The organism is Bacteroidetes bacterium GWF2_43_63 (assembly GCA_001769275.1).
Lineage (GTDB): Bacteria > Bacteroidota > Bacteroidia > Bacteroidales > DTU049 > GWF2-43-63.
This window is the reverse complement of sequence record MEOQ01000041.1, coordinates 17,699-39,636: the sequence shown is the minus strand read 5'-3', so window position 1 is coordinate 39,636 and position 21,938 is coordinate 17,699. Positions and strand designations below refer to the sequence as shown.

19 protein-coding genes are annotated in these 21,938 nt (G+C 43.2%); 8 read left to right on the top strand and 11 right to left on the bottom strand.

Annotation, left to right across the window (positions count from 1 at the left end):
* Nucleotides 1-41: 41 nt before the first annotated feature.
* Genes A2W93_15440 through A2W93_15430 form a run of 3 tightly spaced genes read left to right on the top strand, consistent with a single transcriptional unit; the run spans nucleotide 42 to nucleotide 3,211 of the window.
* Entirely contained in the window at nucleotides 42-671 is a 630-nt protein-coding gene (locus tag A2W93_15440) for a hypothetical protein (GenBank protein OFY53415.1), read from the top strand.
* Nucleotides 672-675: 4 nt separating this feature from the next.
* Nucleotides 676-1,980: a UDP-N-acetylglucosamine 1-carboxyvinyltransferase gene (locus A2W93_15435; GenBank protein OFY53414.1), complete on the top strand. Its 1,305-nt coding sequence runs from the start codon at nucleotides 676-678 to the stop codon at nucleotides 1,978-1,980.
* A 22-nt stretch (nucleotides 1,981-2,002) separates the two neighbouring features.
* On the top strand, nucleotides 2,003-3,211 hold the full coding sequence (locus A2W93_15430; protein ID OFY53413.1) for a hypothetical protein: 1,209 nt from the start codon (nucleotides 2,003-2,005) through the stop codon (nucleotides 3,209-3,211).
* Between the two features lie 389 nt (nucleotides 3,212-3,600).
* Here the strand turns inward: A2W93_15430 and A2W93_15425 are convergent, their stop codons facing one another.
* The 5 genes from A2W93_15425 to A2W93_15405 all read right to left on the bottom strand — a co-directional run bounded on the left by A2W93_15425 (nucleotide 3,601) and on the right by A2W93_15405 (nucleotide 11,792).
* Nucleotides 3,601-3,933 (bottom strand): hypothetical protein, encoded by a 333-nt coding sequence (locus A2W93_15425; GenBank protein OFY53412.1) that lies wholly within the window; start codon nucleotides 3,931-3,933, stop codon nucleotides 3,601-3,603.
* Nucleotides 3,934-4,087: 154 nt separating this feature from the next.
* A complete protein-coding gene (locus A2W93_15420; protein ID OFY53411.1) occupies nucleotides 4,088-4,963 on the bottom strand; it encodes a hypothetical protein in 876 nt (291 codons plus the stop codon).
* 433 nt (nucleotides 4,964-5,396) lie between these two features.
* Nucleotides 5,397-7,766 carry a transglycosylase gene (locus tag A2W93_15415; GenBank protein OFY53410.1) on the bottom strand — a complete coding sequence of 790 codons (2,370 nt, stop codon included), beginning with the start codon at nucleotides 7,764-7,766 and terminating at the stop codon, nucleotides 5,397-5,399.
* 84 nt (nucleotides 7,767-7,850) lie between these two features.
* The gene (locus tag A2W93_15410; protein ID OFY53409.1) at nucleotides 7,851-11,258 is read right to left on the bottom strand and encodes a hypothetical protein; all 3,408 of its coding nucleotides are present in this window, start codon (nucleotides 11,256-11,258) and stop codon (nucleotides 7,851-7,853) included.
* A 21-nt stretch (nucleotides 11,259-11,279) separates the two neighbouring features.
* Nucleotides 11,280-11,792 (bottom strand): hypothetical protein, encoded by a 513-nt coding sequence (locus A2W93_15405; GenBank protein ID OFY53408.1) that lies wholly within the window; start codon nucleotides 11,790-11,792, stop codon nucleotides 11,280-11,282.
* Between the two features lie 62 nt (nucleotides 11,793-11,854).
* Between A2W93_15405 and A2W93_15400 the strand changes: the two genes are divergently transcribed.
* The 5 genes from A2W93_15400 to A2W93_15380 all read left to right on the top strand — a co-directional run bounded on the left by A2W93_15400 (nucleotide 11,855) and on the right by A2W93_15380 (nucleotide 15,256).
* Nucleotides 11,855-13,156: a hypothetical protein gene (locus tag A2W93_15400; protein ID OFY53407.1), complete on the top strand. Its 1,302-nt coding sequence runs from the start codon at nucleotides 11,855-11,857 to the stop codon at nucleotides 13,154-13,156.
* Nucleotides 13,156-13,689, top strand: coding sequence for a TIGR00725 family protein (locus tag A2W93_15395; GenBank protein ID OFY53406.1), 534 nt, complete (start codon nucleotides 13,156-13,158; stop codon nucleotides 13,687-13,689). The genes A2W93_15400 and A2W93_15395 overlap by 1 nt, the downstream gene beginning before the upstream one ends.
* A gap of 152 nt (nucleotides 13,690-13,841) precedes the next feature.
* Entirely contained in the window at nucleotides 13,842-14,075 is a 234-nt protein-coding gene (locus A2W93_15390; GenBank protein OFY53405.1) for a hypothetical protein, read from the top strand.
* A gap of 240 nt (nucleotides 14,076-14,315) precedes the next feature.
* A complete protein-coding gene (locus tag A2W93_15385; GenBank protein OFY53404.1) occupies nucleotides 14,316-14,606 on the top strand; it encodes a hypothetical protein in 291 nt (96 codons plus the stop codon).
* A 2-nt stretch (nucleotides 14,607-14,608) separates the two neighbouring features.
* On the top strand, nucleotides 14,609-15,256 hold the full coding sequence (locus A2W93_15380; GenBank protein OFY53403.1) for a hypothetical protein: 648 nt from the start codon (nucleotides 14,609-14,611) through the stop codon (nucleotides 15,254-15,256).
* A 35-nt stretch (nucleotides 15,257-15,291) separates the two neighbouring features.
* Here the strand turns inward: A2W93_15380 and A2W93_15375 are convergent, their stop codons facing one another.
* The 6 genes from A2W93_15375 to A2W93_15350 all read right to left on the bottom strand — a co-directional run bounded on the left by A2W93_15375 (nucleotide 15,292) and on the right by A2W93_15350 (nucleotide 21,850).
* Entirely contained in the window at nucleotides 15,292-15,813 is a 522-nt protein-coding gene (locus A2W93_15375) for a hypothetical protein (GenBank protein ID OFY53402.1), read from the bottom strand.
* Between the two features lie 232 nt (nucleotides 15,814-16,045).
* Complete coding sequence (locus A2W93_15370) at nucleotides 16,046-17,374, bottom strand: ATPase (GenBank protein OFY53401.1); 1,329 nt, start codon at nucleotides 17,372-17,374, stop codon at nucleotides 16,046-16,048.
* Nucleotides 17,375-17,579: 205 nt separating this feature from the next.
* Entirely contained in the window at nucleotides 17,580-18,803 is a 1,224-nt protein-coding gene (locus tag A2W93_15365; GenBank protein ID OFY53400.1) for an ornithine--oxo-acid transaminase, read from the bottom strand.
* A gap of 176 nt (nucleotides 18,804-18,979) precedes the next feature.
* Nucleotides 18,980-19,405, bottom strand: a complete 426-nt coding sequence (locus A2W93_15360) for a hypothetical protein (GenBank protein ID OFY53399.1) — start codon at nucleotides 19,403-19,405, stop codon at nucleotides 18,980-18,982.
* 1 nt (nucleotide 19,406) lies between these two features.
* Nucleotides 19,407-20,510 carry a hypothetical protein gene (locus tag A2W93_15355; GenBank protein ID OFY53398.1) on the bottom strand — a complete coding sequence of 368 codons (1,104 nt, stop codon included), beginning with the start codon at nucleotides 20,508-20,510 and terminating at the stop codon, nucleotides 19,407-19,409.
* Nucleotides 20,507-21,850, bottom strand: coding sequence for a phosphoglucomutase (locus A2W93_15350; protein OFY53397.1), 1,344 nt, complete (start codon nucleotides 21,848-21,850; stop codon nucleotides 20,507-20,509). The genes A2W93_15355 and A2W93_15350 overlap by 4 nt, the downstream gene beginning before the upstream one ends.
* Between the last annotated feature and the right edge of the window lie 88 nt (nucleotides 21,851-21,938).

Here is a 21,938-nt window from a genome sequence, read left to right as displayed (position 1 = left end):
CGAAATAAAATCAGATATTTGTAAACAAATACATCCACTTTATGGAGTACAACACTCAGCGTGAACATTTGGAAATTACTGAATATGGCAGGTATGTCAAACAAATGATTGAATTCATTAAAACCATGCCTGACAAACAAACCCGGACAAAGGCTGCCCATGCCATTGTGCAGGCTATGATGACTGTTCAGACGGGCCCCCGCGACATGGCTGATTACAAACGCAAATTATGGGATCACCTGATGGTGATGAGCGATTTTCAGCTAGATGTAGATTCTCCATACCCGCTTCCTGAGCCGAATAAAGAGGTTGTCCCCCAGATTCTGAACTATACAGTTGCTTATGAAGTCAGGTTCCGATTTTACGGTCGATACGTTGAGAAAATGGTGAAGAAAGCCGTAGAAATGGAAGATGGAGAAGAGAAGACAGAACTGGTGCGGTTGATTGCCAATACCATGAAAAAACTCTACCTGACCTGGAACAAAGACAGTGTGAAAGATGAAATAATTATTGAGCAACTGAATATTCTTTCAGGAGGAAAATTGGCGCTGGATCCCGGATATGTACTGCAGGACACTACTGAATTTGTCCTCAACAACAAGCCACAACCAAAAACCTGGAGTCAGCAAAAAAATAAAAAGAATAAAAACAAGTATCGGAAATTAAAATAGTCACATGAGCAGCTTTGAAATCATTGGCGGGAACAGGCTTTCAGGGACCATCACTCCGCAGGGAGCCAAAAACGAAGCATTGCAGGTTATCTGTGCTGTTTTGTTGACAAATGAAAAAGTCACCATTTCTAATGTTCCTGACATCAGAGATGTGAATAAGCTTATTGATGTGATGCGCTTTCTGGGCGTTGATGTGAATAATCCTGCTCCCGGAACATGGGAATTTACCGCTGCTGATGTTCATACTGATTACCTGAAAACTGAAGAATTTCGTCAGAATGCCGGTGTTCTTCGGGGTTCCGCTATGATTCTTGGCCCTATGCTTTCACGATTCGGTGTTGGCGCAATCCCTCGTCCGGGTGGTGATAAAATTGGCCGGCGTCGTATGGATACGCACTTTATTGGACTTGAAAAACTTGGTGCCACGTTCGAAGATAATGATTCTACGTTTTATATCGCTCGTCGGAAAGGCCGTCTGAAAGGGACTTTCATGCTGCTCGATGAAGCGTCGGTAACCGGAACGGCCAATATTGTGATGGCTGCCGTTCTTGCAGAAGGCACTACAACCATTTACAATGCTGCCTGCGAGCCTTACCTGCAACAGCTATGCAAAATGCTTGTGAGAATGGGAGCCAGTATCGAAGGAATCGGCTCTAACCTGCTTATTATTCATGGCGTTGAAAAGCTTGGCGGAGCTGATCATGTTTTATTACCCGATATGATCGAAGTTGGCTCTTTCATTGGCCTTGCAGCTATGACACAGAGCGATATTATAATTAAAAATGCTTCAGTAAAAGATCTCGGAATAATCCCCGATGTGTTCAGAAGACTCGGCATTCCCGTTGAACAATTGGGCGATGACCTTCATGTTCCTTCAATTGATGTGTATGAAGTTGAGACTTTCCGCGATGGTTCAATCATGACCATTGCCGATGCACCCTGGCCTGGCTTCACGCCTGACTTGTTGTCGGTTGTGTTGGTTCTTGCAACACAAGCCAAAGGCAGTGTACTGATTCATCAGAAAATGTTTGAAAGCCGCTTGTTTTTCGTTGACAAACTGATTGACATGGGAGCTCAGATCATTCTTTGTGACCCGCACAGAGCCACCATTATTGGCCTTGAGCGTAAGACACAGTTGCGCGGAATCGAGATGACATCACCGGATATCCGCGCAGGGGCTTCGTTGCTGATTGCTGCGTTGTCGGCGAAAGGGAAAAGCGTTATCCATAATATTGAACAGATTGATCGTGGCTATCAGAATTTCGATGGCCGCTTAAGGGCTTTGGGGGCGGAGATTCGAAGAATTTAAATCTCTGACAAAACCTTTTTATATGAGACAATTATTTTTTTCCATTTTAATTGCTGTCATCGTTTTATCAGTCTCAGCGCAGAAAAACAGCGATATTGCCCTCACACCACCAATGGGTTGGAACAGCTGGAATCTGGTTGAAGCCAATGTGAGCGATGAAATCATTCGCGAAATCGCTGACTCGATGGTTGCCAACGGCATGCGTGATGCGGGATTTCAGTACATCATCATCGACGATTTCTGGGTCGGTGGGCGCGACGCACACAACAAGCTTTTTCCGGATCCCATCCGATTTCCGCATGGAATCAAGCCTTTATCTGATTATGTACATTCGAAGGGATTGAAACTCGGCATCTATTCCGATGCTGCAGACCGCACCTGCGGCGGTGTTACAGGTAGTCTGCATTTTGAAACCATCGACGCACAGACCTTCGCGGAGTGGGGAATTGATTATTTGAAATACGATTATTGCCATGCACCCACTGATGTTGTAACAGCTTTTCAACGGTACAAAACCATGGGCGATGCGCTGAAAGCCACAGGACGTCCGATCGTTTATGCCATCTGCGAATGGGGCCAACGTCAACCATGGCTCTGGGCAAGGGCTGCAGGAGGACACTTGTGGCGCACCACCTACGATTCGCGCGACACATGGTATTCTCACGATACAGGTCTTGCTGGCATCATGGATATTTTTGAGTTGCAGCATGGGCTGGAACAGTATGCCGGCCCAGGTGGCTGGAATGATCCGGATATGCTGATGGTAGGATTGTGGGGAAAAGGAAAATCGTCATCACCCGATGCGCGTTTTCAGGGATGCACATTTACGGAATACCGCACTCACTTTGCGCTTTGGGCTATGCTTGCAGCACCACTTATTTTAAATTGCGATGTCCGGAATTTAGATCAGCAAACAAAAAATATTATTCTCAACAACGAAATCATCGCAATAGATCAGGATTCATTGGGCGTGCAGGGTGAAATTGTTTTCGAAAAAGACAGTTTACTGGTTATCTCAAAGCCGCTTCAGCAAGGCGATGTAGCAATATGCATCCTGAACAGAAAAAACACCACAGCAAGCTACAAACTTGATGTGCAGCGCGATCTCAACATCTGGTTTCCGCACAATTGCCGCGATATTTTCAACAGAAAAAATCTGAGTACAATCAAATTATTGCAAGGCAAGCTTGAATCGCATGACTGTGCGGTGTTTCGGTTTGAGATGAAATAAATTTTTTCCTCAATCAGAAAATCTTCAAAACGTCTGAGCAAAAACGACATTCCACCGTCCGAAAGCGACGTAGGAGCGAAAGGACATGGAACCGTTGTTTTTGCTGATGCCACAACGATTCCATATTCTGCGCAGAGACATTTCTATTTGACGTCTCAAAAGCTCCGAACGATGGAATATTGTGACAGGCTGCAACGATATTCCATCGTCCGATCGCAGAGAGGATATGGGATCGTCGTTGCTAAGGATGTACTCAGCAATCCGACTCTTCCATTTCGCCTCGGTTAAGTCCATTGCATTCCGGAATGTTGAAGGTCGTGCATGAATTTACTCGTTTGATTTGATTTTTCGAGAAGGTCTCAATAATAAACCAACACTGCAAATGCAGCTTAAATCATCATCAGCGCCAGAAACACCACAATTCCAACGATGCGAATTACCGATGAAATAATATATGACCGGATGTACGAAGCCGGATAATCATTGCTCTTCAGGCGTTTCCATGCAATATAATTCGTGACAATCACATACACGAATAGCAGTGCTGCATAGATAAGAAATGTGGCCATCGGGTCCAGTAATTCATATTTGAGGCTAACAACAAATATCACAACAATGCCTGCCAGCGCTATGTACATGAAAATTCTGCCTTTTGCAAAAAGATCGAACAATGCAGCCCGCTTATCGGAATCCAGTTGTCTGTTTGCTCTGTCATTAATCAACCTGGCCCCAATGATGACAACCACGAAAATCAGAAACGCTATCTGAATAGTATCCATTTCAGTTTATTTTCCCGATTCGTTTTCGGGATATTTATTCAAAGATAAAACAGTTTTACAGACTGACACAATTCTATACTGGCAGCTGTGCGAAGTTTCAGCTTCGCGCATGCCTGATAAACGTCCCTTCGTCCAGCTCTTCAAAAGCCTGGTTTAGTTCTTCCTGCGTGTTCATTACGATGGGGCCACCCCATGCAATCGGCTCGTGCAGCGGTTCTGCTGCTATCAGTAGAAAACGCGCACCTTCCGGACCAGCTTTTACTATAACTTCGGAAAACTGTTCAGCTGAATTTGTAGAAGCTTTCATCAGCATGGCACATGCTTTTTCTTCAAATTTCTGAAGCGATTCATCGGCAGCCAGTGTGCCGTCGATCAGATACAAAAACAAAGTATGATTGTCTGGTGTTTCGGCATAAGTCCATATGGAGCCTCCTTCCAGCGCGATATCGAGATACTGTACTTTCACATAATGACTTTTCAGTGCGCCCGCTGTTCCTTTGTACAAGCCGGAAAGTACGCGCACAATGGCGTTTTTTTCCGCAACATTCGGAACATCATTTTGCTGAATGTCGTTGTATGCAGGATCACACATTTTATCCTTCGCCGGAAGGTTTACCCAGAGCTGACATCCGAGCATCCGCTCCGAAGCCATGGGCATTTCCTGATGAATAATGCCGGAACCCGCGGTCATCCATTGGCATTCCAGATCGCGGATTACACCTTTGTTTCCAAGACTGTCACCATGTTCAATTTCACCTTTAATGAGGTAGGTCACTGTCTCAATGCCTCTGTGCGGATGCCATGGAAACCCTTTTATATAATCCTGCGGATTCGTTGAATCAAAACCATCGAGCATCAGAAACGGATCAAAATCAGTAACCGTGCGTAATCCCAAAACCCTGCGAAGATGAACTCCTGCGCCGTCAACAGCCTGCTGTCCGCGCACTGTTTGTGTATTTATTCTTTTTGCCATTATTTATTTCTTTATTCAATGCAAGTTAAGAATTATTTTTCGGGTGCGTTTTAGATTGCTGATAAGTTACTATTGAAAAAAATGCGTTGAAGAATACGATTATTCTCCACATGAAATAAATTTTAATTTTTATTAAACCGCTAAACTTTTTAGCGATGATAAATATTCACCTTTAAAACTTTAGGACTCTCATTGGGCGCGCGTCTCCTGCTTGCAACGTTTTACGTTGACGCGTGTCCTCTATATTTTGCCCTATGGGCTATCTGATTGAGCTTTGCATCTTTTATTATTCCCGGGACTTCATCCCGGGCAAAATTCTGCAGCTCCTTCAGAGCGTTTTGTATTTTGTAGCTTTATTTGAGGCTTCGCCCACTTGACCTTAACCTTGATCTTAACCTTGATCTTGACCTTGACCTTAATCTTGACCTAATTCTCATCCGCCATTCAGCAATGAATCTACACCCCGCATATCGGCCGAATCGCCCATGAGCGAATCGGGAATCGAGGTCCAGCAGTCGAATTGTTTTGTGAGTTTCTTTTTTGGCTCAGGAAATTTTGCACGGTATTTTTTGAGCGATTCGTCTTTCATTACTTTTTGCATGAAGATTCCAAACACGGGCAGGGCAGAGTAGCCGCCTTCGCCCAGCTCAAATCCATTGCGGAAATGTATGCAGCGCTGTTCGCCTCCAACCCAGGCCCCGCCTACGAGTTTATGCGATACGCCAACGAACCAGCCATCACTGAAATTCGACGATGTTCCGGTTTTGCCTCCGTATTCGGTGCCGTAGCGGAAAAGGTCATATTTGCGCAATGCTTGTGTTGTACTGCCGCGCTCTCTCATACCGGCTTTCAGCATTTCCTGCATCATTACAGCCGTTTCATAATCAACTGCGCGTTTGCGGTTTGGTTTGTATTCCCAAACTGTGTTCCCTTCCCTGTCTTCGATGCGGGTAACAAGTACGGGTGGTTCATAAATTCCGTCGGCGATAATACTTGCATATGAATTTACCAGATCCAGCAAACGCACATCGGAGGAGCCCAGACACATGGACGGAACATTTTCGAGCTGACTCCGGATTCCCAGGCGGTATGCGTATTCCATCACTTTGTCGAGCCCAACTTCGCGCGCTACCGCAACCGCAATACTGTTGATGGAATGTGCAAAAGCAAAGCGCAATGAAACAGGAATTCCATAGTGTTTTCCAGTCACATTGTGCGGGCGCCAGACCATATCTTTTCCGTTTTCCTTGTATTTCCATTCGATAAATTGGTCGCGCCGGGTATCGCATGGGGCCATGCCTGCAGCGATGGCAGCGGTGTAAACAAACAGCTTGAAAGTTGATCCGGGCTGACGCTCAGCCTGACTTACATGATCGTATTTAAAAAACTGGTAATCGATGTCGCCAACCCATGCTCGTACATAACGGTTTTGTGGTTCGATGGCTACAAAGCCGATGTGGAGCAGTCGTTTTGTGTATTCTATTGAATCTATCGGACTTAGCACGGTGTCAACTGCGCCGAGTTTAGGATCAAAGATCTTCATGGCAATTGGCTGATTCATCAGCACCATGGCGGAATCTTCACTGCCGGTTTCTTTTCGAAACTGCTTGTAGCGCGGACATTCGAGTGCATTGGTGTAAATGAAATCAGGAATTTCGTTGTAATTGATATCACGCCACGGATTTTCATTGCCCCAGTGTTTATCAAATTCGCGCTGCAGAAAAGTCATTTGTTTATTCACTGCTTCTTCGGCGTATTGCTGCATGCGTGAATCGATGGTGGTATAAATTTTTAGTCCGGAACTGTAAATATCGTATCCGTTGGCGCGGCACCATGTGTCGATTGAGGCGGCCACTGCATTGCGGAAATACGGAGCAGCTCCATCTGACACGTCTTCAATTTTATATTTCAAACCCAGTGGCAGAGCGGATAACGAGTCGGCTTCTGATTTCGAAATCAGCTGACGCTTCTGCATAATGCCGAGAATAACATTCCGGCGTTTTGCGCAGTTTTTCGGGTTCTTCAGCGGGCCGTAGGTTGTTGGTGCTTTCAGCATTCCCACCAGCATAGCAATCTGCTCTGGTTTCAGCTTTGCGGGTGTTGTCTGGAAATACACTCTGGATGCCGTTTTGATGCCGAAGGTATTGTTCCCGAAATCAACAGTATTCAGATACATTGCAATGACTTCTTCTTTGGAATAATACACTTCAATTTTAAAAGCACCAATCCATTCTTTCAGTTTCATGATTACAACGCGCACAAACGGTATTCTTCCACACAGCCCTTTGGAATAGGCCGATCTTGATTTATACATATTCTTCACCAGCTGCTGCGAAATAGTGCTGGCGCCGCGATAATCACCCGAGAACCAGTCTTTGAAGGCAGAAACCAATCCGACAAAATCAATTCCCATGTGAGAATAGTAACGCTCATCTTCTGTTGCTACCAGTGTTTTCACAAGCAGTGGCGAGAGTTCATTGTACTCAACCGGCGTTCTGTTTTCGCGGTAAAAACGTCCGATCATTTTTCCATCCGAACTGTAAACCTCTGAAGCGATGCTTTGCTGCGGATTCTTGATATCTGAAATGCGCGGTGATGAACCAAACAGCCACAGGAAATTAATATTGATCAGAAAAAGAAAAAGAATGAACGCAAGAAATGAAAACAAAATGAATCGCAAAACCCGGACATACCATTTCCGTTTTTTGCGAAGTTCTTTTCTTCGATGCCACCAATTTTTTAATCGTGAAAACACTTGTATGGAATTTTCGGCAAAGGTATTTGAAATCCAGGGCGATTGCATTTATTTACAAATATTTTTTTAGTGTAAAAGAAAAGCCGGTACGTCTTTTCAGATGTACCGGCTGTGTTTAAAAATTAATAGTAATTACTGCAGTATCAGTCGAAGCGTCTTTGTTTCCTCACCTTCAGTAACAACAATCATGTAAAGACCAGGATTCAAGCCATTCAGCTGTAAATCGATCTTCGACTCTGATGTCAATATTTCGTTTACAAATGAGCCTGCCGGACTGAAAATGCGAATCATTCGGTCTGCCACAGTTTCAAAATTCAGCGTTGCTGACTCTGAAGTGGGGTTTGGATATAGCGAAACATGAATGTCTCCATCTTCAAAGCCAACTCCGGTTTCAGTAGTAAAACTCCAGGTGCTTGCATAAGGAGAATACACTGTGCCATCGCTGCTGCGCACTTTCCAGAAATAGCTGGTGTTGTTGTTCAAGCCGCTGATGGTGACCTGCGACACTGTAACAATAGCGTGAGTCGGATTGGTGAAATTAATGTCGGTATCGTAGAAATATTCATACATAGAGGCCCCAGAAACATCGCTCCAGTCAAGTGTCAGATTACTCAATGGCTGATTGCTGGCACCATTGGCAGGAGAGATCAATGTTGGAGCAGTGAGCGTTCCGGTAGTGAAACTCCATGGTGAACTCCATGCTGAAAAATTAGTCCCGTCGCTGCTTCTAACGCGCCAGTAATAGCTTGTGTTGTATGCGAGTCCGCTCAGTGAGGCCTGCGAAATCGTAACCGATCCGTTGGCAAACGGGCTTCCAAACATAATATCATCATCACATTCGTATTCATAGAACGTGGCTGCAGCTGCATCCTGCCAGTCTATAATAAGACTGAGAGCCTGGGCTGAAGCTCCATTTATAGGACTGATGTGTACAGGAACCGCCAAACCGCTTGTTGCAAATGTCCATGCAGATGACCATGGGCTGTAGCCGCTACCGTTGTTGGCGCGCACTTTCCAGTAATAGGTGGTGCCAGGCAAAAGTGTAGCTGTGATCTGTGCTGCTGATACAGCTGATCCGGAAACGGCATTTGTAAATGCAGCATTATCGGCATACATGTATTCGTAGAACACTGCAGTTGCATAGGTTTGCCAAGTCATATTCACTGTTGATGAGCCAATACCGGTTGTACCGTCAGCTGGGCTGCTCAATACAACAGGAGTGGTTAGCTGAAACAAGGTAGTAAAACTCCATGGATTGCTCCAGTCCGATGTGTCTGCAATATGACAGGTACGAACCCGCCAGTAATAAGTCTGTCCATAACTCAGGTTGCTCAATCCAGCCTGGGAAGTTGTTCCAGTACTGGTTGGTATAGCGCTGCTGAAAGTTGGATCGGCTGAATATTCATATTGATAGATATTGATACCGCCAACAAAGCCCCAGTCGATGGTCGGATTTAGCGACACACCTGTGGCTGTATTTGCCGGACTTACATGCGCAGGTTTTCCATCGGTGGTGGTAAATGACCAAACTGAAGACCATGTAGATGTATCCAGTGAATGCCTCGAACGGGCGCGCCAGTAATAGGTTGTGGAAAACAACATATTGCCGGGTGTGTAGTTCGAATATCCGGAAAGTGTTGTCTGAACCTGATGCAGTGGGCTGTTGAATGAGGCTGTAGTGTCGTATTCAACGTCGTAATGGGTGATTCCGTTAATGGCAGCCCAATCAAGATTTACATTGACAGCTTGATTTGTTGCTCCGTTTGACGGCAACGAAAGCGCCATACCGTTCATTGTTGTAAAATTCCAGGTGGCTGACCACGAGGTGGTGTCAGCTGAATGCCTTGAACGGGCGCGCCAGTAATATTTTGTACCAAATAATAAGCTGGAAGGAGAATAATTGGAATACCCAGTTATTGTGGTCTGAACCTGATGCAGAGGACTATTGAATGATGCAGTTGTATCAAATTCAACATCATAATGTGTGATTCCGTTTAAATAATCCCAGTCCAGGTTTACATTGACATCCTGATTGGTGGCTCCGTTTACTGGAGTAACCAATACAATGACAGATTGAGTAGTAAAGTTCCAGGTTGCGCTCCAGGCACTGGTATCGGCACTGTGTCTTGCTCTCACTCGCCAATAGTATTTTTGACCGAAAAACAGATTTGAAGTCGTGTACTGCGACGATGCACTACTTACTGGAATCAGCTGATGCTGTGTGCTGTTGAATGAACCTGTGGTGTCGTACTCAAGATCATAATAAGTCGCTCCGTAGGTAGAATACCAATCCACCGTTGTATTGAGATCCTGTCCGGTGCTGCTGCTTGAAGGCGAATACAAAGCAACAGTATTTATAGTGGTGAAGTTCCAGGTTGCGCTCCAGGCACTGGTATCAGCACTGTGTCTGGCTCTGACTCGCCAATAATATTTCTGACCAAAAAACAAATTAGAAGTAGTGTACTGTGATGATGCGCTGCTAACCGGAATCAGCTGATGCTGCGTGCTGTTGAATGATGCTGTAGTGTCGTATTCAAGATCATAGTAGGTTACACCATAGGTGATATACCAGTCAAGCGTTACATTTACATCGAGTCCTGAGTTGCCACTGGCCGGCGATGTCAGCGCAACAGTATTCATTGTTGTAAAATTCCAGGTTGCGCTCCAGGCACTGGTATCAACACTGTGTCTGGCTCTGACTCTCCAATAATATTTCTGACCAAAAAACAAATTAGAAGTAGTGTACTGCGATGAAGCGCTGCTTACAGGAATCAGCTGATGCAGCGTGCTGTTGAATGATGCGGTGGTGTCGTATTCAATATCATAATAGGTGGCACCATAAGTAATATACCAGTCGAGCGTTGCATTTACATCGAGTCCTGAATTGCCGCTTGCAGGACTTGTCAGTGCAACAGTATTCAATGTTGTAAAATTCCATGGGGCACTCCAGGAGCTTGTATCAGTATTATGCCGCGATCTGACGCGCCAGTAGTACTTCTGTCCGAACAACAGATTAGAAGTTGTATACTGCGAAGATGCTGCACTGACAGGAATCATCTGATGCAAAGAACTGTTAAATGAGGCTGTTGTATCCAATTCCACATCGTAATATGTAATGCCCGCAACTGAGTTCCAGTCAAGTGTATGATTTACTTCAGCTCCCACAAAGCCGCTTATGGGACTAATCAGCGTTAGTCCGTCCATGGTTGTGAACATATAAATAGTGGACCAGTCACTGCTATCAGTGGCACTGCGCGCACGGGCCGTCCAATAATAGGTTGTGTTGAATTTGAGTTCCGAGGTATAAAAATACGTGTTCGAACCGGTCGATGTCGCTGTGGCCCCCGCCAAAGTCGGACTCGTACTCAGTTTGTATTCGTAATATGTTGCTCCGCTTGATGTAGACCAGTCGAGCATGATATTCACAGCAATCCCCGTTGAACCATGAACAGGCGACACCATCGAGGGGGTAACCAGCAATGCAAATGATGAAAAATGCAAAAGCATCGCTGCAATTCCGGCAAGGAAAAGTTTTTTCATAACAAGTAACGATTTTTGTGATTATTCCTGATGTCCGTCGCCGTGCGAACAGGCTTTGTTGTTCAGTTTGGTGTCGGCCGGATCGCCTTCAACCAGATAACCGATCTGATGAATGTATTCCTTTATTGCATCAGGAGTGGTCTCTTTGGTATTGTAGGTCACATCAACTATTTTTGTATCCAGATGCGCTACAGCTGATACTACGCCACGCTTTTTTACCAGCTCGGTTTCGAGCAAAGCTTTACCGTTGGCGCAATGAAACATTACTTTGACGTTAAAAACAGCCAGGTCGGTTTGAACAGCATTTGCATTTACAGGTGCGGTTGTGTTTTGCGCATTTGCCCCAATAGTGACAAAAACGAAAAGAAGCAATGCGGAAAGTTTGAAGATGTTTTTCATGCAGTTATGATTTTTTTTTGTTTTCAGACAAAGAATGCGGGAATTTATTGTAATGCAAATATAGACATTTTCAATGAATTCATATTCAGCATCTCTATCCTGTGGCCGGCTGCCCTTACAAATCTTTTGCCACAATATTTTGAAGCTTCACAAAAAAAATGTAGGTTTGCACTCCGATTTAATGAATCTACAAGGGTATGAAAAAAATTATCGCCATCCGTCATGAAAATAAATATGAAATGGAGCGCCGCGTTCCTATTATTCCGGACCATGTTGGCACTCTTATCAATAAGGGATATGAAATTCATGTCCAATCTTCTTCAAAACGGGTTTTTTCGGATGACGAATACAGAAAAGCAGGCGCCATTGTCAACAACGACATTTCGGATGCCGACATTATTTTCGGAGTGAAAGAAGTGCCTATGCAGGACCTGATGGCCGGTAAGACCTACATGTTTTTCTCTCATGTCATCAAAGGGCAAGCTTACAACATGCCTATGCTGAAACGGCTCATGGAGTTGAAATGCAATCTGATTGATTACGAAAAAGTCACCGATGAATTCAATAAGCGTGTAATATTTTTTGGAAAATATGCGGGACTCGCAGGTATGATCAACACCCTGTGGTCGGTTGGACAGCGTTATCAGAAACTGGGTATCGAAACTCCATTTGTAAAGCTGCGCCAGGCCTATACTTATTCGTCACTGACTGAGGCAAAGAAAGCCATCAGCAAGGTAGGATATGAAATTATGAAACATGGTCTGCCGAAAGAAATACTTCCTTTTACTGTTGGCGTGACCGGTTACGGCAATGTAAGTATGGGCGCGCAGGAAATCCTGCATCTGCTGCCTGTGAAGGAAATTTTCCCCGAAGATCTGCCGTTGCTTAAAGACGATATTTCCGATGGTAAAGTGGTGTACAAGGTTGTTTTTAAAGAGCAAGACATGGTGAAACATGTGGGCGAAGAACGTCCGTTCGATTTGCAACACTATTACCAGCATCCGGAAGAATACAAATCACGATTCTTCGATTATCTCGAAAACATGACGGTTCTTGTTCATGGCTCATACTGGGATGCCCGCTATCCACGCATTGTGTCGAAAAGTGAGATTGCACGGTTGTATTCAAAACCCAATCCCAAGCTGGTTGTGGTTGGTGACATTTCATGCGACCCCGATGGTGGCGTTGAATTCACGCATAAAGGAACTGAGATCAGCGATCCGGTATTTGTTTACAATCCTGCCACAGGCGCTCCCGCCATGGGCTTTGACGGCGACGGCGTTTGTGTGATGTCGGTCGATATTCTTCCGAGCGAGCTGCCACGCGATGCTTCACGTGGATTTTCCGATGCACTGCGGCCTTTTGTTGAATCTATTGTTGAATGCAATTTCAATAATGAATATGACGATCTGAAAATCGCGCCGGCCATCAAACGCGCACTGATCCTGCATAACGGAGAACTGACCAAACCGTTCGAATACATTTCAAAATATCTCTGATGTCGCAGGAACCCGCACGCAGATTCGTAAGTGTTATTGGCCCAAGCTACTGTAAAGTATCGGATCCGATTTATGCATTTGCGCGCGAACTGGGTACTAAGCTGGTTGATAATGGTTTCACGATTTTCTCGGGAGGCCGCCGGGGCATTATGGAAGCGGTTTTTCGTGGTGCGCATGAATCAGAAAATTATTCTTTCGGCGCTACCGTCGGCATTCTGCCTGACAGCAACCGGCAATCGGCCAACCGTTATACCGATATTGCCGTTGCGACAGGCATTGGCTATGCACGCAACAGCATTGTGGCGCAGAGCGGCGATGTGATTATTGCTCTGGGCGGGGGCTCTGGCACTTTGTCCGAAATTGCCTTTGCCTGGCAGTATGGTAAAAAAATAATTGCAGCCTCCGTTTTCGAGGGCTGGTCACGCAATCTGAGCGGTAAGAAACTCGATCACCGCCGCCGCGACACCATCATTCAGGCAAAGACCGTGGATGAAATTATTGCGCAGCTGAATAAATTGCTGGTGGTGAAATAGTATTGAGAAATATTGATTTGTTTATCAACTATCGTTATCAACGATTCATCAATAGCAAAACTATGATTGAAACAAAAGCTGTACTCGTTGAAATCAAATACAGAATAGTATAAGTCTTATTGTAATTCCTGAAACGATTGATAACTTGTCGTTTGATATTCATAGAATGTCGAATCCTGATTAAAGAAACCAACGCCAGCAATATAAAAAACGACAGAACAAAGACAATTGGGCCTAGTGGTAACTCTTTTGATAACACACTATTCATCATATTCGATTTTGCCAAGATGTCAAATATTATGAAGAAAAGAAAAAAGTGTGTGAATAGACATGTTATTGCGAGCGCAATCGCACTAGACTCCATTCCTATCCATCTTTTTTTATAAACTTTCCTAACAAAGAGATAATATGTAATCCAGCACTTGTACATCAAAATTGATTCTTTGTTAATACTAAAACTGGCACGAATTTAATAAAAATCCAACAACTTAATTTTCTAAATTTTCCCCAGCTCCATCGCGATTGTTTCACGCGACAGCAATTAAACAAAAAAAGGCCATCCACGCACAGCGGACAGCCTTTTAAATTTTGAATGCAATTGGAATTACATTTCGAGAATCGATTTTTTGAAAACCCCGGAAACGGCTGGCCTAAAGCGCAGTACAAATCAGAACAGCTGGCCTGGTTTTAAGGGAGCTTACCTTCGAAAATTAGTGTATTGCAAAATAAAACTACTGAATTACAGTTCTTTGAAATACAATAAAATATTTCGTATTTTTATCAGACAAAATGATAAACAAAGAAAAATGAAGATCAAAATCACAATTTATTTTTTACTTAATGCCATGGTTTTTTTCAATCATGCTTTAATTACAGACATTTTCAAACGATACAATAATCCATTTACATTGTATTGATTATGAAAAAAATCAACATTATTTGTTTTATCATTGTTGCTACTGTAATATGGTCGTGTGATATTATCAGAGTTCCTGCCTATGTAAAAAGGGAATTTAATGAATATCATGGTGCATTTAACAATGGATACGATACAATAATTAATACACAAGGATACTACAGATATATATCTGATGATCGGATACCGTATTATACTTTCATTATGTTTTTCCCGGATGGGACTTTCCTCGGCTTATTCAGTTCAAAAAATAATCTTGAGAATGATTTTTTTGAGCATCTCCTGTATGATGATGAAAGAAACATTAAGTCTTTTTTGAAGCATTATTATTGGGGGTGCTATTTTATTCACAAAGATACTATTGAAGCAATAAGTATAAATCATGTTATATCATTAAATCAGTATTATGATGGGATTGCAATGGATGTTTTCGTGATAGACAATGAACAGAATTTAATCTTAATAGCAGAAAAATCAAAAAATAGAAAACAGGACAGATTTGTTTCTGTCAGTAAGAATAATATTAGTTATCCTGCCAAATTAACATTCATTCCGCTATCAAAACTACCCCCATCCGATTGCTGGATAAAGAATAGAAGGTGGTTCTGGAAAAATACAGACGCATGGAAACAGTATAAGCGAACTTATTAGTTGGGACAGTGTGTTGTCAGTCTGCGACAATTCACTCATTTAATTCTCACTGTTCGCCACTTTGAGTTTTCGAGAATTCCATATGTTTGGTTTGTTATTTCACCTTTTTCATTATAATAAGTGAACAAATACGAGGATTCAATGCCGTTATATTTTTCCAAATAGTCCATTTCCATTGCCATATATTTGCCAGTCACGTCATATCCAATCATTTTCTCAAGCCACCCATTTTTAAAAAAACATGTCATAAATATTGTATTTTTTTTCGCATCATAAAAATCGAATTTCCCATCGAGCATAACAGGCTTATTCATTGAGTCAATTTTGACAGGAGTTACAATCCTGTTTTGTTTTTTGGAAATAAAATTAAACTTAAGAATACTGGTGTGAAATATTACTCCATGCTGGTATTTGACATATCTGAAATAAGTCGCTTTTTTTTCTTTTTTTACAGGACAAAAATACTCAGAAATGTACTCAATCCAAACCCCGTCTTTTTTCCCTTTGCTGTCAAACTGGTTTAATGAATCAGCCGGTACTATTTCCTGCGATAACATTGGTCCGCAAAGCAGCCAAAAAAATATAAGCACACAAAACTGAAAACACCTCATGCATTACTTATTTTGGTGAAACAAAAGCAATAATATCAGCTAAAATATGAATTTTCATTATAATGATATCAGAATTTCCATTACTGCATGATTTGCCTGCGATACAGCAATTATTCAGACAACAAAAAAAGCCATCCACACAAAGCGGACAGCCTTAATAATTGTGAGTTGAATAATTTTATTTCGGGGAATAGAAAGTCTTGATAAGATCAAATGTGTTATCGGCGAGAAACAAAGGAATATTCAACACACCATCGTCCAGCTTCAGGTTTCGCAATGAGTAGCGGATGGAAATTTCCGGGGAATAGGTTTTCCGATAAACAGCCAGACTCTTCGAGCGGATGTTTTCATCTGATTTTACTTCAACCGGGATTATTTCATTTTCATATTGAATCAGAAAATCTATTTCCGCCTGATTCCCCGAGGTCCAGTAACGAGGCACACCTTCAAACTGTTGAATCAGGCTTTGAAGTATATAGTTTTCAGTCAACGCTCCTTTGAACTCTGTAAACAACCTGTTGCCTTCAGCTATTGCAATCGGATTGAGCAAAGACATACGGCGCAGCAGCCCAACATCGTTCATGTACACTTTGAAGGAGCTCAGGTCATCGTAGGCTGACAGCGGCAAACGGGGAGCAGCCACTTTGTTTATTTTGAAAATCAATCCTGCATTTTTAAGCCACTCCAGTGCATTTTCATATTCCCTTGCACGGGCGCCAGGTTTCACACTTTGATAAAGGAATTTTTTATTTTCTCTTGATAATTGCGATGGAAGCGATGTCCAGATATAATTTATTTTATGAAAATCATTCACAGAGGCATGTTTCGTAAAATCAAGTGCATATGCATTCAGAATATTTTGCAATGACGTCTGCGTTTCGTCGATATTCTGGTTTTGAAGCAACGAAACAACAGCCTCCGGCATTCCACCAGAAATAAAATAGCGTTTAAATTGCTCCAGCAGACGATTGAAAAAAATCTCAGGTATTGGTTCTGGTTTACTAATGTTATTTACTACTGGAAGCAAATCGGGTGAGGCCGCTGATAAAAACTCCATGAAGCTGATGGGATAGAGTGTCATAAAATCTACTTTCCCTACCGGAAATGAGCTGCCGCTGGTCAGGGCAACACCAAGAAGTGAGCCTGCAGAAACAATACAATATTCCGGCACTTTTTCGTAAAAATACTTGAGCGCGTTCAGTGCTTCATTGCATTCCTGAATTTCGTCGAAAACAACCAGTGTGGTTGCTTCTTCAATCGGCTTTCCGAAAACCAGCGACAGATTCCCGATTATTCTTCTCGCATCTCTCGTGCCTGTAAAAAACTGCTTTAATTCCGGCTGCTCCTCAAAATTAAAATAGGCAACCTGCTTGAATTGTTTTTTTCCGAATTCATTTAAAAGCCATGTTTTGCCTACCTGCCTTGCTCCCTGTAGGATTAATGGCTTACGCTTTGGCTTATTCTGCCATTCAATTAATTGATTAATACTTCGACGAAAAATTTCCATAATCACGCAATTAATATGAAAAATGTGAACGCAATCACGTTATACTTGCTAAACATTGGCAAAGTTACACTTTTATAAATTGCTGCTTACATTTTGAATGTTAAAATTTTTCATGAAAACGCATTGATATAGTGCAAATTTTGTAAACAAAAAAAGGCCATCCACGCACAGCGGACAGCCTTTTTATTTTTGAATGCAATCGAAATTACATTTCGAGAATCGATTTTTTGATGATAGCTACAGCTTCCATCACCTGTTCTTCGGTAATGGTCAAAGGCGGAGCAAAGCGGATGATATGACCGTGGGTTGGTTTGGCGATCAGACCGTTTTCGGCCATCTTCAGACAAACGTCCCATGCTTCTTTTCCATCTTTGGGTTTAATAATAACAGCATTGAGCAAACCTTTACCACGAACGAGTTCGATCATCGGGCTGTCGATTTTGCGGATTTCGTCGCGGAAAAGTTTTCCGAGTCTTTCAGCATTTTCGACCAGTTTTTCTTCTTTGATTACTTCGAGAGCGGCAACAGCAACGCGGGCTGCAATTGGGTTTCCGCCGAAGGTTGATCCATGTTCACCGGGTTTAATGTTGAGCATGATGTTGTCGTTGCAAAGAACGGCAGACACAGGGAATACACCGCCACCGAGGGCTTTGCCAAGAATAATCATGTCGGGCTTGATGCCTTCATGATCAACGGCCAGCATTTTTCCGGTACGTGCAATACCAGTCTGTACTTCATCTGCAACGAAAAGCACATTGTGTTTTTTGCAGAGGTCGTATGCTTTTTTCAGATATCCTTCGTCCGGAACAAACACACCTGCTTCGCCCTGGATGGGCTCAACAATGAATCCGGCAATATTCGGATCCTGTTGCAGTTCTTTTTCAAGAGCGGCCAGGTCGTTGTACGGAATCTGAATGAAACCAGGGGTGAACGGACCGTAATCATCATAAGCTGAAGGATCATCCGAGAAGCTGACGATGGTGGTTGTGCGGCCATGGAAATTGCCTTTAGCCACAATGATTTTTGCTTCGTAACGTTTGATACCTTTTGTCAGATAAGCCCATTTACGGGTGAGTTTGATAGCTGTTTCAACAGCTTCGGCACCTGTGTTCATGGGTAATACCTTGTCATAACCGAAAAATTCGGTGACATATTTTTCGTAAACGCCCAGAGAATCGTTGAAAAACGCACGTGATGTCAGGGTAAGTTTTTTAGCCTGATCAATCATGGCGCCCACGATTTTTGGATGGCAATGACCTTGATTCACGGCTGAATAAGCTGAAAGAAAATCAAAATACTTTTTGCCTTCCACGTCCCAGACAAATACACCTTCTCCGCGTTCAAGAACTACGGGAAGCGGATGATAATTGTGCGCACCATAATGGTGTTCCAATTCCATGAGCTGCGCTGAAGAAAGACGTTCTGCCATAATAAATTCTCCTTTTTTTTAATGTTAATGCGGCAAAGATAAGAATGTTATGCACACGACAATGAGAACGGAAGAACAAATTTTTCCGCCAAAAATCTAAAAAACACTATAAGATTGTGCCCGTCTGGCTTATAAACCCTCGAAGGGTTTCAAAACCCTTCGAGGGTTTTATAGTCCTATTTGCAGAACTTCGTTTCTTCCCGGATGGATTTATTGCCGCATTCTTCTGCTTTCAGCCAATCGCGGCAGGCATTGTCCCGATCATTTCGTTCTTTGTAAAGTCGTCCACGATTGATGTAAGGCTGATCGTAAGTTGAATCAACCTCAATAGCCCTGCTGTAATAGTTAAATGCCGAATCCTTTTTATTCAACCCATAATAGGCGGTTCCAATTACAAAATATGTTTCCGCATCCTGATCGTTGTATCGGAGTGATTTATTGAGCGTTTCGATCGCTTTGTCAAATTGCCTTTTGTAAGTGAGATCAATGCCTTCAAGTTTCAGATCGATGGCTTTGCGCTTGGGATCCTGACAACCGGTCAGAATAAATGAAAATATAAATACAGCTGCCAGCGAGCGAAGAAAAGAAATGGAGAAATTCATATCAGTTTCCTAATGTTGTTGTCAAAGTTACATAAATTCCCGAAACGTAGTTATCACGGTACTGTGCACCCAATGCCATCACATTGGGTCCTTCGGCTGAAAGCAGGTTTGTGTATCGGATAAACTCTGTTCTGTAATTCACCGTCCAGGTCTCTCCTCCGTCGAGTGTGCGCAGGATGCAGCCGGTCATAGCATCGAAACTGTCGCCGCAATTCACTACTGTAGGACAGGCAATGGCTGCAAATCCGTTGTTGGCATCGAGAAAATGAACCGCCTGCGTCTGTGCCGGTCCCGAATATGGATAAATGTTGGTCAGAATAAACTTCTGAGTCCAGCTGTTGCCATTATCGGTGCTCTTAAGCAAACACCCGTTTTTACCCCCTGCAAACCAGTTGCCGTCAGGATTTTTGTAAAGGCAATACAATGTTTGAGACACGGTGCTGAGAAGAGTCCAGTTAGAACCCAGATCATCAGAAACACGGATTTCGTTTCCAAAAATTCCGATCAGCGAGTTTTCATCGTAATTCTGAATATCTGTTGCATTAAATGTGCTGTTGATGGTCCAGTTTAATCCGCCATTCTGACTTACTCTGATTCCATCGGAACCGAAAGCATACAGGGTGTCCTCGTTGAGAACTCTTATTTTACTGGCATTCCCGGCCATGCTGCTCCATGACCAGGAGCCACCGTATTGCTGGCCCGATCCGAATTCCACATTGGAAAGGTAGTTTCGCAGCGCATAGGATTTTTCGCCCAATTGGGTGGTTGAAAGAAAGTATCCATTTTGCGAGCTTTGCATGGTCCAGGTTAGTCCGGCATTTTTCGATGTGAAAATATATGTGTATTCAGTGCTGAGTTTCAGGCTGGCATACCCCGAAATGGTGTCTCCTTTCACATACAGAAAACCAGTCTTGACTTCGCAATATTCTCCATTTAGAGCCTGAGGTAAATTGCTGTATGGACGCTGGATCAGCAATCGTTTGCTCCAGTTTGTCTGCGCTTCGTTTAGTTCAAATTCATTGTCGGGCAAATCATCATTGTCTTTGCATGATGTCACAGACAATAATGCCAGAGCCAGAAATGAAAGGAATATTATTTTTTTCATGACTGAAAATTTGCAAGAATTTTATTAATGGTCTCCGTTTTTTCTTGAAGCAATTCAGCTGTTTTTGCTTCAACCAGCAGGCGCAAATAGGGTTCTGTGTTCGAAGGCCTGATATTGAACCACCAGTCGGGATACTCAACACGGTAGCCATCGAAATCGAGAAACAGAGTGGGAGAGGCCTGTGCGAAAAAATGATCTTTCACAGCATCCATTGCTTTTTGTTTTTCCGCGATGCGAAAATTGATTTCTCCTGAGTTTTGGTATTTGCAGATTCTACCTACCACTGCCGAAGCTGATATACCCTCACGTTTGAACTGAGCAAAGAGATTGATGATCAGAATTGATGCAAGTATGCCGGAATCACTGTAGTAAAAATCCTTAAAGTAATAATGTCCGGCCAGCTCTCCGCCATAGATTCCGTCAATCTCGCGCAACATATTGGCTGCATAGGCCCGACCAACGCGCCAGATTTTCATTTCAGCACCCAGAGGAGCGAGGTATTCTGCAACAGATTTAGAAGTGCGTATATCCTGAATCACTTTGCCCTTCAATCCTTTTTCTTCCAGAAAATAATGTCCGAGCAGACCTATCAGAAGATCAGGCGGAATGAAGGTTCCATTCTCATCGGTAAACATCACACGGTCGGCATCGCCATCGAATATTACCCCTAAATCGGCTCCGGTTTCCTTCACTTTCTGCTGCAACTGAATGATGTTTTTCATATCGAGCGGATTCGGCTCGTGGTTCGGGAAGCGGCCGTCGAGCTCATCGAACAGGTAAACCGGATGCGAACCAAAAATATCTTTTACCATCAGCGAGGCCATGCCATTGCTGCAGTCCATCACTATTTTCAGATTGCTGATGTCTTTTTTATAAGGCATCATGAACGCTACATAATCTTTCAGAAAATCCAGTTCAATCACCTTTCCGGGCGTCACTGTCACTTCCGGAATTTCTTTTATTTTTTGTTCCAGCTTGTTCAATCCGTTATCGTATCCAACCGGGACTGCATTGGCTGCCGAAATTTTCAACCCGTTGTATTCACTGGGATTGTGGCTGGCCGTAATCATTACAGATGCGTCGAATCCAAATTTTGCAGTACCCCAATACACCATGGGTGTTGTGCAAAGCCCGGCATCGGATACCTCACAGCCCGCATCAGTCAGACCTTTCAGCAGCTGCCGGTGAATTTCAGGCGATGATTCGCGCACATCGCGGCCTACCAACCATCGTTTTGCATTCATTATTGAGGGCAGAAAAAAACCCATCCTGTACACGTCTTCGGCATTGAAATCTTTTCCGTATACTCCACGGATATCGTAGGCATGAAATGCTCCCATAGTATTTTTTTATTTCAAAGATAAGCAATAATTGATAAAGAGCAATAGCGCTGTTTATCCGAATTCCTGCACGCTGGTACGAGAACGA

Coding starts and splice junctions, on each gene's coding strand:
- A2W93_15400 (OFY53407.1), top strand. CDS start 11,855: ATGAAAAAAATTATCGCCATCCGTCATGAAAATAAATATGAAATGGAG.
- A2W93_15430 (OFY53413.1), top strand. CDS start 2,003: ATGAGACAATTATTTTTTTCCATTTTAATTGCTGTCATCGTTTTATCA.
- A2W93_15370 (OFY53401.1), bottom strand. CDS start 17,374: ATGGAAATTTTTCGTCGAAGTATTAATCAATTAATTGAATGGCAGAAT.
- A2W93_15360 (OFY53399.1), bottom strand. CDS start 19,405: ATGAATTTCTCCATTTCTTTTCTTCGCTCGCTGGCAGCTGTATTTATA.
- A2W93_15395 (OFY53406.1), top strand. CDS start 13,156: ATGTCGCAGGAACCCGCACGCAGATTCGTAAGTGTTATTGGCCCAAGC.
- A2W93_15410 (OFY53409.1), bottom strand. CDS start 11,258: ATGAAAAAACTTTTCCTTGCCGGAATTGCAGCGATGCTTTTGCATTTT.
- A2W93_15435 (OFY53414.1), top strand. CDS start 676: ATGAGCAGCTTTGAAATCATTGGCGGGAACAGGCTTTCAGGGACCATC.
- A2W93_15380 (OFY53403.1), top strand. CDS start 14,609: ATGAAAAAAATCAACATTATTTGTTTTATCATTGTTGCTACTGTAATA.
- A2W93_15365 (OFY53400.1), bottom strand. CDS start 18,803: ATGGCAGAACGTCTTTCTTCAGCGCAGCTCATGGAATTGGAACACCAT.
- A2W93_15375 (OFY53402.1), bottom strand. CDS start 15,813: ATGTTATCGCAGGAAATAGTACCGGCTGATTCATTAAACCAGTTTGAC.
- A2W93_15420 (OFY53411.1), bottom strand. CDS start 4,963: ATGGCAAAAAGAATAAATACACAAACAGTGCGCGGACAGCAGGCTGTT.
- A2W93_15440 (OFY53415.1), top strand. CDS start 42: ATGGAGTACAACACTCAGCGTGAACATTTGGAAATTACTGAATATGGC.
- A2W93_15415 (OFY53410.1), bottom strand. CDS start 7,766: ATGCAATCGCCCTGGATTTCAAATACCTTTGCCGAAAATTCCATACAA.
- A2W93_15355 (OFY53398.1), bottom strand. CDS start 20,510: ATGAAAAAAATAATATTCCTTTCATTTCTGGCTCTGGCATTATTGTCT.
- A2W93_15350 (OFY53397.1), bottom strand. CDS start 21,850: ATGGGAGCATTTCATGCCTACGATATCCGTGGAGTATACGGAAAAGAT.